This window comes from Peribacillus kribbensis DSM 17871 (assembly GCF_000430765.1).
In the GTDB taxonomy this organism is placed as follows: Bacteria; Bacillota; Bacilli; order Bacillales; family DSM-1321; genus Paraperibacillus; species Paraperibacillus kribbensis.
On the sequence record NZ_AUMQ01000033.1, the window covers coordinates 41044 to 54272 of the forward strand.

Sequence of the window (13229 nt, forward strand, 5' to 3'; positions counted from 1 at the left end):
CTGCCTCCTTATTTTTGCTCTCGGATGAATTCAGGGATGACCAGCCACAGCAGGCTTAGAGTTAAACCGATCAAAATCCCCAGAACTGCTCGTTGCTTGCTTGAAAATGCGGCCGTTTCATCAGCGCCGCTGTCCGGCTCCTTTAAAAGTACGGCAGGCTTCATCATAAGACTCGAAGTCTGCAGTTCATAGAGAAAACGCTGCTGATCTACCTTGGCGTCCGGACCGACCGTCTCGCTCTTTAGGGTATCGATGGTTTCCTCCAGAATGGTCCGCTTTTGTTCATATTTTTGTTTATCCAGGGCCATAAAGGCATCTGCGATATGTCTTACCATCTCCTGAGATACTTTGGAAGGATGATGTTGATAAGAAACTTTTATATTTTGATCTGATATCGGTGTGACACTAAGATCCTTCAGCAAATCCTGTTGTTGCTCCCGGTACATATCCGGAAGATGCTCTTTGTAAAAAGGCAGATTGGAAAGAAGGACGATCACCTTCTTCGGATCATTCAGATTGGGATTTTCATAGCTTCCCAGAGAAATCTCCGCCTCTGCCCCCTCATCGCCCGTCTTCCCGGCAGGAAGGACCCAGCCGAGAGCCCCCAGCAGAATCGGGATCAGCACCATCCACACTCTATACTTCTTTACTCTTTCCGCCAAATGACTTACAACCATTTCCCAGACTCCTTCATTCTATTTTGAGGGACAGTCCCCCGAGCTATTACCGCGATCACGAAGCCCAGCAGCACCCAGTGAAAGTAGAGGTTGCTGACGGTGCTCGGGGAGATGCTGGAGACGAGGAATCCAGCGAGTCCGAGAAAACTTGCTTCGATTAGGAAGGTTTCTATCCTGTTCGTTGTTCCATGCGCTCTGTAAAGGCTGCAGAGGAGAAACGCGCACATCAGGCAGTAGCCGAGAAAGACGACAAGCCCGAAGCTGCCAAGGATTTCTGCCAGCCAGTTATGCGCTTCGACCACATAGTTGGTATGGAAGATAGGTCCAGTTTTCAAACGAACGGAAACATTCCCCGCCCCGACGCCAAATCCGTACGAATCTGCAACATCATGCATCACATTCTTCAATAAATTCAGCCGGGCCTCATTGGATGGCAGGGACTCGTATTTTGCCTGATTTCCCGGTCCCGCGAGCAGTTCCTGCCACAATCCCCCCAGCTTATCCTTCATGAGCCAGCAGCCAGCCAGGACTGCCGCTCCGCCAGCGAACCAGGCTGGCTTTTTCAGCACAGGCGGCAGAAGCAGAAGAATGTACAATCCTATTCCAGCCATCACCCCAAGCTCGCTCGCCCGGGATTCTGTCAGATAGATCAAGTACAGCGCAAGGACCGCAAGCAGAATTCCAGCCGCCTTGACCGTTCCATTCCTGCTGTTCTTCACCGCTGCCAGATAGAAGAAAAAGGAGATGACGAGAAAAGTAGCGAAATCGTTTTGATTCGTGAAGACGGAAGTCGGATAAGAAAGCTTATAGTCCGGCCCGCCATAAAGCGTGGAAGTCGGCAGCTGCATATGCAGGAAATGATTCATCAGGCCAATCGCCATCAAAAGTCCCGACATCAGCATCCAGAGAATGGCTGCTCCCATCAGTCTCGTCTTGCTCCTAAAAATAAAGACGGAAAGAAAAACAAAGGCAATCCCAAGCCCCAGCAGGAAAAGATACTTGATCCCATCCACCACCGACTGCGCCCAAAGAAGGGATACACAGCCGTACGCCAGCCAAAACAACAGAAACAGGAGAATGCCCTTCACACGGACATCCTTCCAGTACAGCGGGAGCTCCCTCTCTGCCGCAGCCTGCCAGATAAAGAGCACCAGCGTCACCATTAAGAGAATCCGGTAGATAAAAAGAGTGAAAAAACCGGCATGAATGCTTAACAGCGATTGATTCAAAAACGTGGCAGCTGTCAGGATATACATCGAGATCGCCGTAAGCTGCTTCAAACTTACATGAGGCTTCATTAGGACGGCTAGCATCAGCGCCGCCCAGATGCCCGCAAACAACAGAAAATAGTTTTCCAAGCCGGCCAGGTAACACAGCCCGAACATTCCCGGCAGAAGGAAAGCGGCGGCTGCCGCTGTCTGTTTTTTTCTTACATTACTCTCCACCGTTTTCCTCCTCCGTTTGAAAAATTAGATCACCTGGGGCACAAGAGCCTTCTCGTTATAGACCGGCGGCCGTCCCATGGATAAATAAGTGTAGCCAAGTTCATGCATGAGTTCAGGCTCAAACAGATTCCGTCCGTCCACCATCAGCGGCCGCTTCAAGAGGCGTCTGGCCTTCATTAGATCCAGATTTTTCACCTCAGCCCAATCCGTCAGCACCACACAGGCATCTGTATGATTGATCGTTTCGTAGAGATCCGTGAAATAAGAACACGAATTTCCCAGCTGCTTTTTGGCTTCCTCCACAGCAATCGGATCATAGGCTTTCACATTAGCTCCCATTCTTTTCAGCAGCGGGATGACATCGAGGGCAGGCGACGATCTGACATCGTCCGTATCAGGCTTAAAGGCAAGCCCAAGGACGGAAATGGTTTTTCCTTTTAACGAGCCCAGTGCTGCCATCAATTTTTCCACCATCTGTACCCGCTGGTTTTCGTTCGTCTTCATGACGGCCTGAATCAAATTAAATTCATAGCCGCATTCCTCTGAAATATGAAGAAGAGCCGAGGTATCCTTCGGGAAGCATGAGCCGCCATAGCCGACTCCCGCCTGCAGAAATTTCTTCCCGATTCTGCTGTCGAGGCCTATGCCTTCTGCTACCTTGGTCACATCTGCCCCGACCCGTTCACAGATATTGGCGATATCATTGATAAAGGAAATCTTCGTAGCCAGGAAGGCATTGGCCGCATATTTGATCAGCTCCGCACTTTCCACATCTGCCTTCACAACGGTAGAGGTAAAAGGCTTATGAAGCTCCGCCATGATTTCATAGGCTTTCTCGCTCGATGCTCCGATCACAGCCCTCTCCATATTCATGGAATCCTTAATGGCTGCTCCTTCCCGTAAAAATTCCGGGTTGGATACGATATCGAATTCCCGTCCCTCACCAGCAAAGCTTTTAATGATAGATTCAACCAGCTTGCCTGTGCCGACAGGAACCGTGCTTTTGGTCACGATAATTTTATAGGAATGGAGGTTAAGTCCGATCGTTTCGGCTGCCTGCCTCACATAGGTAAGATCCGCTTCCCCGGTCTCAGACATCGGCGTACCGACCGCGATGTACACAATCTCTGCCTCCTGGACGGCCTGTGCTGTATCTGTGGTAAAAAATAGGCTGCCGCTGTTCACATTCTTCTCAACCAGCTCTTTTAAGCCTGGTTCATAGATCGGCATGATCCCTTCCCGCAGGCTGTTTATTTTTTCCTCGTTCTTATCACAGCAGGTAACAAAATTTCCGGCATCCGCAAAGCAGGTTCCTGATACAAGTCCGACATAGCCTGTTCCAATGACTGCTATCTTTTTCAACGTCATCGTCCCTTTCTAGTAGTTGATGTGAGCTTAAACGATTAGAAGAGCCCGATCCAGCACATGATGATACGCTTCTCTCAGGGCTGCTGCATTCTGGCCGGCGTCATAGTGCAGCTCGACCTGGCGCCTCAGATCCCGGCCAATTTCCTGTACCGGCAGTTCACGGTATAGATAATCCAGGATTCTTTGTGTCAGGCTGTCGACTGATTTGGGCTCCACAAGCAGATCGCGGTAATTCCCAAACAGCTCGGGCAGGGAGCCCACTTCGGTGCACACGGCTGGAATTTTCAGGGCAAGAGCCTCAATGACCACGGTCGGCATTCCCTCTGTATGAGAAGGAAGGACAAACAGGTCACTGGCAGATAAGTAATCTTTCACTCTTTCATTTTCCATCTGACCCGGGGCAAAAATCCGCCGGTTGAATTCTGAATGAGCTTTGATCTTCTCAGCCGACGGACCATCCCCGACAAAGACACAGGCCGTTTCATCCGGAAGTCGCTCAATGGCCTGAAGGAGCTCGAATATCCCCTTCGCCTCTGTCAGCCTTCCGACAAACACCATCATTTTTTTATCCAGCGGAAGTCCAAGCTTTCTTCGAATTGCAAGTTTATCTTTCTTCGGTTCCTTAAACCGGGAAAGATCGATGCCGATTGGCAGGACGACGGAATCTCGTCCTGTCATTTCTCTCGTTTTTTCCCTCAAACTTTCCCCGACCGACAGCACCTCATCCGCAGCGCCGATTGTCTGTACAAAAGCCCTCATGGCGCTTTTGCTGAAATGAGGATAAACGTTGACATCACTTCCATGGAGGGTGAGCAGCCAGGGCAGCTGCTTCTTTTCTGCCACGATTCTTGCCGCGCCTCCCGACGGCATCGCAAAGTGGGCATGAAGGACATCCGGCATGAGACCGCTTCTATCCATTACATCCAGCACGGCAGCGGCTATGCGCTGGTCAGGCTGAGACCATCTTAGCTGGCCTGGCAGTGCCAGATAATGCGGCCGGTAGACCGTGACACCGTTCCGCTGATACACCGGTGGAATGTCACATCTGGAACGATAGGTTTTTTTCAAATATTGGAGCATGGCGGGATTCTGAGGCACAGGACAGATGACCGTGATGTTCATCCCAAGCCGGCGGAGCGCCTGTACCTGTGTTTCATGAAACACTCCGCTGCCAGGCTGTTCCTCACTCGGATAAGCACTTGTAATCCATAACACATTCATATCGATTTCCCTCCAGCTCGCTTTTTGATAAGTCCCAAAACATACTGAGGATACATTTTATAGAGAAGAGCCGCATATAAAGCCACTCCCGTTCCTGCTGATATGGCGAGCGGTATGACGCTGCCATGGAAATAGATCGAGCTGTACTTATTCATCATGAAGGCTATGCAGCTCATGATAAGCGAAAGGACAAACGGCAGGGCCAATGATTGGAGATAGCTTGCCCAGCGCAGGCTGATCAAGGCTGCTAAAAGCCAGCGGCCCAGGATAAAATTGATGACACTCACTGCCACATAGCTCCAGGCCACCCATTCCAGGCTCCCGGTCAAAACGGCCGCATAAAGCGCCGCCCCGTAAAGCAGCAGCATGCCGCTGTCCCAGTAAAACGCAATATTGGCCCTCCCCTTGGCAAGAATGATGCTTCCATTCGGGTTCATCAGCACCCTTAGCATGCCGACGATTGCCATGATCTGAAGGATGGGAATCGCCGCACTCCATTTTTCTCCGAAGAAGGCGGGAACAAACACATCCGCTACCGCTGTCAGCCCCATCAGCATCGGAAAGGCCGCCAGTCCCAGCAGCTTCGTCATATACAAAAATCCATCATTCAAATCTGTATGGCTGTTTTGATTTTTCGAAAACACCGGAAAAGCCACCCGGGTCATAATCGGGTTGATCCTAAGCACCGGAATCGTCACAATCTGATACACCAGATTATAAATTCCGAGAGCCTCCGCTCCCATAAAACGCCCGATGAGAATCATATCCATATTCGATCCGAGACGGTTGACGATCCTTGAGGCCAGCTGAAAGGCTCCAAAGGATAAGACCTCCCTGCACTCTCTCAACCGGAAAATGAGACGCGGCTTCCACTTTCCGTATGCTGCAAAATAGAGCACACTTCGTAAGGAATACAAAGCAATCTGAGAAAAAACAAAGGCATATATAGTGGAGATCAATAGGCTTAACATCAGCAGAAGCAAAAAGGAGAATACCGCAGCTCCCGCCTCAATTTTCCCAAGCGTTTGAAAACGCAGATCCTTCTGCAGCAGATACTGACTCTGCTGGCCGATTCCCGCTGTCAAAAACAGCAGAGACAGAAGCCGGATGAGCGGCCCAAGCTCAGTGCGGTGAAAGAAACCGGCAATCAGCCCGCCTGCGCCAAACAACACGAGACTTATCAGAATGCCCACCGCCACATTCAGCCAAAACAGGGTCGAAAGCATATCCTCCGTAACTTTTTCCTTCTGAATGACTGCCGACCCGAGGCCCGATTCGAGGAGAATCTGGGCAAACATCATAATGGTCGTCAGCATCCCGACAAGACCGAATTCCGCTACGCTCATCCGGTTCCCCAGATAGACGAACTGAAGAATCTGTATAACCGTGATGGCCATAGTGGAAATCCCCGTCCATCTCGCACCTTTTACCAGCTGTCCTTTAATCGTTGTCATACACTGATCCCTGCCTTAACGAGCACCTTCACCTGTAAAAAGAACCTTAAAGGTTTTCATCATAATCTTCATTTCCAAAGTAAATGCCAGATTTCGAATATATTCCTGGTCATACCGCAGCTTTTCCTTCGGCGTTATATCATAGCCTCCGTTCACCTGCGCAAGTCCAGTCAGGCCCGGCTTTACCAGCAGGCGCTGTTCAAAGCCTTCGATTTCCTGATTAAACTGCTTAACGAAGACCGGACGCTCAGGCCTCGGCCCGACAATGGACATATCTCCTTTTAACACAAGCAGCAGCTGCGGCAGCTCATCAATCCGGGTTTTACGGATGAATGCGCCAATCCGTGTCACCCTGGAATCTTTAATCCCTGCCCAGCGAGCCCCCTCCTTCTCCGCATCCAGCCTCATTGACCGAAGCTTAATGATCATGAAGGTCTTTCCGTCCTTCCCCACCCGCTCCTGCAAATAAAACGGAGATCCGGGTGTCTCCAGGACAATCAGCACCGCAAATAAAACCATAACCGGGAGAGTAAGCACCAAGCCTGCTCCCGCAAGTACCACATCCAATACTCTTTTGAAATAAAGGTACTGAAGTGCATGCCTTGAAAGTGAAAGTGCAGGAGTTTTTTCGACGTTTACAAAATCTTGATAGAAATGGTATGCCTTCTCTGTACTCACCTATAAATCACCCCAGCGACATTTAATCCTGACACATCGAATTATAGAGGTCCATAATGAAGCCCATATGGATGCTGCGCAAAGGATTTGTAAGCATTGTTAACTCTGTGCGAGGAATATTTCAAACTGACAGAAAATTTTAAAAGTATGTAAAAAGGGCTTTAGAAGGATGGACATTGTGGCTCCTGGGCTTTTTCTGATTTATTGCCCATCGTGGAAAAAGATGGTTTACAGTGGGTTTATATTTTTTATAAAAACTTTACAAAATTTGGTGCAGGTTCCGAGTTGTTCGGAGGTGGGTACGGTGGTTTCGAGGAACTCGGAAGGAGGGTGCGAATGGCTGCCGGGACCAATTTATTGCGGATCTTTCAGCCTTTATTCGGAGCATTTACCAGCGGGCGGATCATTCAACATCTGCCTGCCAACCAAGGTGTACGGTTTGGACCATTTAACTGCGAAATCGGATGATTTAGATTAAAAAACAGTTTATTAAATAGTCAAAAAAGGATAACTTCATGAAAAAGAGCCAACAAATTGAACGAAAAAGCCGGTTACTTAAACCCCCTTTTCAATGGACAGAGTTTAATCAAACGTTTAATTAAACCTGCAAATTTCTACATTAAATAGAAGAAACAGAACGTTTATTGACATGGTTTGGCAAGAAAAATCGAAAGGGAAAATTTTAGAGGCGGTAGGAAATAATGGAAAAATAAGGAGTAGTGACAGACCTCATTATAGGAAATATAATTTCTTTAGTTTAACTAAAGGAGATTTGACACTATTGGACGATCGCGTTATTGAACCAAAAGATTTGATTTACTACAAAGAAAAATTATATTTCTGGATTGTTACTTCCTTCAGCATCATTTCTTACATTCTTTTCACTTTTTCCATTATAGGTTTGGCTATATTAGCCGCTCTTTTCTTATTTTCCTTTTTGCTTCACGGCATTGCAATGGGGCAAATCCGAACCAACGCTGTAAAGCTTTCAGCTTCGCAATTCCCAGAAATCAATACCAAGGTGGAAGAACTGTGTAAAAAAATGAAGCTAAAGAAAGTACCAGATGTGTATGTAATGCAGTCCGGGGGGATCCTTAACGCCTTTGCAACCCGTTTTTTTCGCAAGCATATGGTTATTGTATATTCGGAAATTTTCGATTTAATTGAAGATGGATTGGACGAAGAGCTTTATTTTGTCCTTGCACATGAACTTGCACATATTAAACGGAACCATCTTGGAAAGATGGCTTTCATCCTGCCATCTATGTGGATTCCTGGAGTGGCAGAAACATACCTTCGTGCCTGTGAATATACATGTGACCGTTATGCGGCATACTACACTGGTAATCTAGAAGCCTCTAAAAATAGCCTCATGATCCTCGCGATAGGAAAGAAATTATATTACAGGACGGATCAAACTGAATTTATGAAACAAATCAATAGGGAAAAGGGTTTCTTTGTCTGGCTAAGCGGAATTCTATCCACTCATCCCCCTCTCCCAAAAAGGATTCATGAAATCAAGATATATTTTGGTGAGCCGGAACCTATCATTTTGCCAAAGAAGAAATGGGCATTAAGTGCTGGCCTTGTTTTGGTATCCGGAATTTTCCTTGGTGGAATATTCTATGAAATGGACAATATTAAATCCTTCCTGTCTTTTAGTAATAATGAAGATCTTGACGCTGAAGCATTAGATGAACCATCTGACATTCCGCCAATCATCCAGGCAGTCATAAATGATGATAAACCAAAGGTTGAAAAGCTCGCCAAAGAAGGACAAGACGTAGATGAAGAAGACTATACCGGATATACTGCTATGGACTGGGCGATAAAGGCCAAAAATGCAGAAATGGTTAAAATACTTCTTAAAAGTGGCGCTGATCCGAATAACGAAACGAGTTATTCCATGACACCGCTTATGACAGCCGCTGAAAACGGAAGACCGGAAATCATTAAAATTCTTCATTCCGCCGGGGCAAAACTCAATTATCAGGATACCGAAAACGGAATGACATCATTGATTTATGCTGCAGAGGGAGAAGACGAGAAGACTGTTAAAGTTTTAATACAGCTAGGAGCGGATCCAAAAAAGATGGACTACTCAAATATGACTCCGTACATGCATGCGCTTGATATAGGACATGAAAATATTGCTGAGCTATTGAAGCCGAAAAAATAGCTGAACTGGTGAATTTATAACTTCAGTTGAACAACAAACAAAATCCCAGTTGCGGTAAATGCGGTCATTGTTATACAAATAGATGATACAGTTCTTCATATGTTCATCTATCCTTTTTCTTTTACACCTTTAAAATCCCCTTAGGGCGCAGATTTTTCCATTTCCTAATTTTTTTAATCGTGTGCAAAAATCAAAAATTTATATACTAAGGCACCATTCGTGTATGAATGGTGCCTTTCTTGTTAATCATCTACATATGGTTGGCAGCTAAGTAAGAAAAATGATTGCTTTCTTATCCACTTTCATAATAACGAACAAAATGAAAAACTGGAAAAAGCAAGGCTTCATATGAGATACTGTTCTTAATTGAGAACATAATGATACTAGGGGGAGTACTGGTTGCTGCTAATCCTGGCTGTATTAAATTTCATTGATGCGATCTGTACATATATAGGAATTACGATTTTTCATATCGAGGAAGGAAATCCTCTTATGGGTTTCTTTTTGTCCATACATCCTCTTGTCTTCCTGTCCCTCAAGATTTCCCTGTCTGCCCTCCTGGTGTATCTGCACCTTCAGACTCACAGGATCCATAGCCTTTTTCCGATTTCTGCTCTATTTAGCCGTACTATTTTACCTTACGATTGCCTGTCTTCATGGGTATTGGATTGCGGCACAGATATAGTCTATTTTAATAGAAATGGTAAAATATCAGACCTTCCCCTACAATAGACTCATACCATAAAAGAGGGCAGGTGTACGTAATGATTCAACTGAAAAAGAAAGGTGAATCCATCAATTTAACAAAAAAAGATACATCATCCATCGGCGAAATCCTGGTTAATTTAAACTGGAATCAAAAGACTTCAGGCGGGTTCTTCTCCAAACTTCTGGGACCGAAGAATGCGGATCTTGATCTGGGCTGCCTGTATGAGCTGAAGAACGGGCAAAAGGGCTGTGTCCAGGCGCTGGGCAATGCATTCGGAAGCCTCGGGGGCGCTCCATATATCCAGCTTGACCACGACGACCGGACCGGTGCCTCCGCTGGAGGGGAGAACCTCCGCATCAACGGCGACCGCATCAGGGATATCAAAAGAATCCTAGTTTATACCTTTATCTACGAAGGAGCCGCTAACTGGTCGGAGGTCGACGGGGTGGTCACACTGACCTATAAGAACGGTGAAGACATTGTCGTCAAAATGGATGAACACCGCAACGGGAAAAACATGTGTGCCATTGCCATGATTGAAAATGTGAAGGACCAGACCTTCAATATTAAAAGACTCGTAGAATACCATAATGGACACGAAATGATGGACCGTGCCTATGGCTGGGGAATGAAGTGGAAGCCAGGCAGGAAGTAATGAGGGAAGTCTGGGCGGATGCTCGGACTATTTTTTTTGCTCCTCATATTCTTCCACAAAGCACATAAACCAATATCCCATTTCATCATGTCTGCAGATGGCGTTCCTTGTTTTCATGCTGCCGTCTCCATTTATATGAAACGCAGCCACTCTTTGGAAGTCATCCTCTCGATCACAATAACGGTATACTTAGAACATTAGACCCCTGGCTCTGATTCTTCTTTTATATCATTTCATTCAATAGATGAATTTTATCTTCTGATTCTATGTATTGAATGCCAATCACATTATGAGGAATGTATCCCTCTTCGGTCTCTGAAAATAACTTTTCAATTGTATCCTCAGCCTTATTCGGCTGAGCTTCTCTTTCCAAATGGAGAGCGAGATAGTCATAGTACTCCCTATTTCTCCGCTGATCCCACTTCCAAAGAGCTAGATCCATTGGCCTCGAACGTCCTCTTGCTTTGTCGAGCTTAGAGTCCTCGATAAACGCATCAAATCCGAGCATCTCTCCAAGATTGGCAAAATACTCGATTTCCCTTCTGGTGAACATGGAAATATTATGGTCTTTAGATAAATTCAATCTACGGTAGTTGCGGACATAGCCTTCGAAAAATTGCATTAAATCTAGATTGTGCTTTTCCATCTAGTACTCCCCTATACATTTATTCTATCTGCCTTTAATAATACGGTTAGTTGGTAAATCATTGAATTATATCGCTGTTTATCAATTGTGCCACTATTTGGTTTACTAGTAAACCAAATATAAGGACGGAGGTCCCACAATAGAGGGAGAAATTCCCTTTAATTCTTTTTTATCATTAAAAAGGGCTTAAATAACGGGAGAAATTACCGCTATGGACTCAAAAAATCCAAAAATGAGGGGTTTTTCTTTGCATAACGGTAAATTCTCCCCTTAAATTCAGCGAAATTAGCTCCATTCTGAAAATAACGGTAAATCCTCCCCTTATTTTTCGTGGTTACTAAATGAAGGACCTCTTGCTCCTAATGATGCCATCTAACAAAGAAACCCGCCAACCATGGCGGGTTTCCACACCCAAATCGGCTGGCTATTTCACCCCGGCCGATTGGTTGTTTTCTGTAATAAAGTATTTATTAAGCAGGATATAGATAATAAGAATCGGGATGATGGAGATGATGGCACCCGCCATGATCACATCCCATTGGGTCGCGTTCCGGAATTGTTTGGAGACGGCGTTTAACCCTTGTGTCAGCATGTATTTATCTGGACTCGAGATGAACAGCAATGGTTTCATGAATTCGTTCCAGACTCCCATGAACATGAAAACAGATTGTGTGGCGATGGCGGCCTTTGCGTTTGGGAGCACCACTCTGAAAAAGGTTCCAAAGCGGCTCAGGCCGTCCATGGTCGCCGCCTCTTCAACGTCTCTTGGGAAATTGATGAAGAACTGCCTCATCATAAAGATATACGCGATATTGATCATCGTTGTAAAAATCAATGACCACTGAGAATCCACCAGGCCAAGCTTGGAAATGACGATATAAAGCGGAATCATGGTTACCTGTGAGGGAATCATGATCAGCATGAGCAGAAAGCTGAAGATCACTTTACGTCCTTTAAAGTCGATCCGTGCAAGAGAATAGCCGGCCATCGTATTGAAAAGAACGTTAAAGATGGTCGTTACTAAAGCCACAAAAAGCGAGTTTTTGATCCACAAAGGAAATTGAGAATCAAAAATCGTCTGATACCCCTTAAGACTCCATTCCTTCGGGAAGAAGCTTCCTCCCGCAGAAATCTCGGCAGTCGTTTTAAAGGAAGTCAAAATGCTCCATAGAAAAGGCGCCAGTGTAAGCAGGCAGTAGCCAACTAGGAAGATATATACAAAGATTTTTAAGGATTTATAGTTTGTTTTCATTATGATCACCCATTTACTTCATCGGCTTTCAGCCATTTATTGACGATATACGTCACAATAAAGATAATTGCTCCCAGGATGAAGGCAAGTGCCGTTGCCCTTCCCATATCATTGCTGTTGAAGGCAAGCTGATAAATATACAGGGAGAACGTAAGGGTCGAATTCTGCGGTCCGCCTGTGCCATCGGAGATGATAAAGGCCTGGTCAAAAATTTGGAAACAGCCGACGAGTCCCATCGTCACCACATAAAAGGTAATCGGCATCAGCTGCGGAACGGTGACATTCATGAATTTCCGGAATGCATTGGCTCCGTCGAGGGAAGCCGCTTCATAGAGACTTTCCGGAATATCCTGCAGCCCTGATAGAAAGACTGTCATGAAATGCGGTACCGTAGAGAAAATATTCATCATCATGATGACGCTCAATGCCAAATCGGGATTATTCAAAAAGGCAATTCGTACACCAAACACCTGATCAATGAGATTTACCATGACACCATTGTTATTAAACAGCCACATAAAAATGAGAGTCATAGCCGAGGAAGATGTCAGGGTCGGGATGAACATGATGGTGAGAAAGGCCCGGTTGAACTTGACCTTGCTGTTAAGCAGTGCAGCAAGCACCATCGCCACGATGGTCTGGATTGGCACAACGAACAGTACATAGCGGAATGTATTTCTGCAGGAAGCCCAGAATTTCGGGTCATCCAACAGTTTAGCAAAGTTGTTTAATCCAATGAATGTCCTTGCACCAGAAAGCAAATCCACTTTAAAAAACATCATAAAAAATGCATAGGCGATTGGAATCAGGGTAAACACCAGGATCACCAGCATGGCTGGCAGTAAAAAGGAATAGCCTTGTATATTTTGCAGACGCTTGCTGCCCATTTTATCTTCACCTCAATATAAGAAGAGAAAGAGGCTTAACACTCCTGCAGCCTCTCTC

General features: G+C 45.8%; 12 protein-coding genes and 1 pseudogene. 4 read left to right on the forward strand and 9 right to left on the reverse strand.

Annotated features, from left to right (window positions below; translation table 11 throughout):
• Nucleotides 1–8: 8 nt before the first annotated feature.
• Genes H539_RS0105730 through H539_RS0105755 form a run of 6 tightly spaced genes read right to left on the reverse strand, consistent with a single transcriptional unit; the run spans nt 9 to nt 6843 of the window.
• Nucleotides 9–677 (reverse strand): GumC domain-containing protein, encoded by a 669-nt coding sequence (locus H539_RS0105730; RefSeq protein ID WP_026692742.1) that lies wholly within the window; start codon nt 675–677, stop codon nt 9–11.
• Nucleotides 668–2122 (reverse strand): teichuronic acid biosynthesis protein TuaE, encoded by a 1455-nt coding sequence (tuaE, locus tag H539_RS27840; protein WP_051348455.1) that lies wholly within the window; start codon nt 2120–2122, stop codon nt 668–670. The genes H539_RS0105730 and tuaE overlap by 10 nt, the downstream gene beginning before the upstream one ends.
• A 24-nt stretch (nt 2123–2146) precedes the next feature.
• The gene (gene tuaD / locus H539_RS0105740; protein ID WP_035321978.1) at nt 2147–3490 is read right to left on the reverse strand and encodes a UDP-glucose 6-dehydrogenase TuaD; all 1344 of its coding nucleotides are present in this window, start codon (nt 3488–3490) and stop codon (nt 2147–2149) included.
• Nucleotides 3491–3517: 27 nt separating this feature from the next.
• Nucleotides 3518–4711, reverse strand: coding sequence for a teichuronic acid biosynthesis protein TuaC (gene tuaC, locus H539_RS0105745; protein ID WP_026692744.1), 1194 nt, complete (start codon nt 4709–4711; stop codon nt 3518–3520).
• Entirely contained in the window at nt 4708–6165 is a 1458-nt protein-coding gene (tuaB, locus tag H539_RS0105750) for a teichuronic acid biosynthesis protein TuaB (RefSeq protein ID WP_026692745.1), read from the reverse strand. The genes tuaC and tuaB overlap by 4 nt, the downstream gene beginning before the upstream one ends.
• Before the next feature lie 15 nt (nt 6166–6180).
• Nucleotides 6181–6843 (reverse strand): sugar transferase, encoded by a 663-nt coding sequence (locus H539_RS0105755; protein ID WP_026692746.1) that lies wholly within the window; start codon nt 6841–6843, stop codon nt 6181–6183.
• Between the two features lie 336 nt (nt 6844–7179).
• Here H539_RS0105755 and H539_RS33060 point away from each other — a divergent pair, with 336 nt between their 5' ends.
• From H539_RS33060 to H539_RS0105775, 4 genes and pseudogenes are all read left to right on the forward strand, one after another.
• Nucleotides 7180–7311, forward strand: a complete 132-nt coding sequence (locus H539_RS33060) for a hypothetical protein (RefSeq protein WP_281171394.1) — start codon at nt 7180–7182, stop codon at nt 7309–7311.
• Between the two features lie 313 nt (nt 7312–7624).
• Nucleotides 7625–9022, forward strand: coding sequence for a M48 family metallopeptidase (locus tag H539_RS0105765; protein WP_026692747.1), 1398 nt, complete (start codon nt 7625–7627; stop codon nt 9020–9022).
• 399 nt (nt 9023–9421) lie between these two features.
• Complete coding sequence (locus H539_RS33385) at nt 9422–9754, forward strand: DUF5658 family protein (RefSeq protein WP_026692748.1); 333 nt, start codon at nt 9422–9424, stop codon at nt 9752–9754.
• 35 nt (nt 9755–9789) lie between these two features.
• Nucleotides 9790–10386, forward strand: a pseudogene (locus H539_RS0105775) (TerD family protein); the annotation flags it as partial.
• A gap of 223 nt (nt 10387–10609) precedes the next feature.
• Here H539_RS0105775 and H539_RS27845 read toward each other — a convergent pair.
• From H539_RS27845 to H539_RS0105790, 3 genes are all read right to left on the reverse strand, one after another.
• Nucleotides 10610–11032 carry a hypothetical protein gene (locus H539_RS27845; RefSeq protein ID WP_051348456.1) on the reverse strand — a complete coding sequence of 141 codons (423 nt, stop codon included), beginning with the start codon at nt 11030–11032 and terminating at the stop codon, nt 10610–10612.
• Nucleotides 11033–11456: 424 nt separating this feature from the next.
• The gene (locus tag H539_RS0105785) at nt 11457–12284 is read right to left on the reverse strand and encodes a carbohydrate ABC transporter permease (RefSeq protein WP_026692750.1); all 828 of its coding nucleotides are present in this window, start codon (nt 12282–12284) and stop codon (nt 11457–11459) included.
• Nucleotides 12285–12289: 5 nt separating this feature from the next.
• Nucleotides 12290–13171: a carbohydrate ABC transporter permease gene (locus H539_RS0105790; RefSeq protein WP_026692751.1), complete on the reverse strand. Its 882-nt coding sequence runs from the start codon at nt 13169–13171 to the stop codon at nt 12290–12292.
• Nucleotides 13172–13229 lie beyond the last annotated feature (58 nt).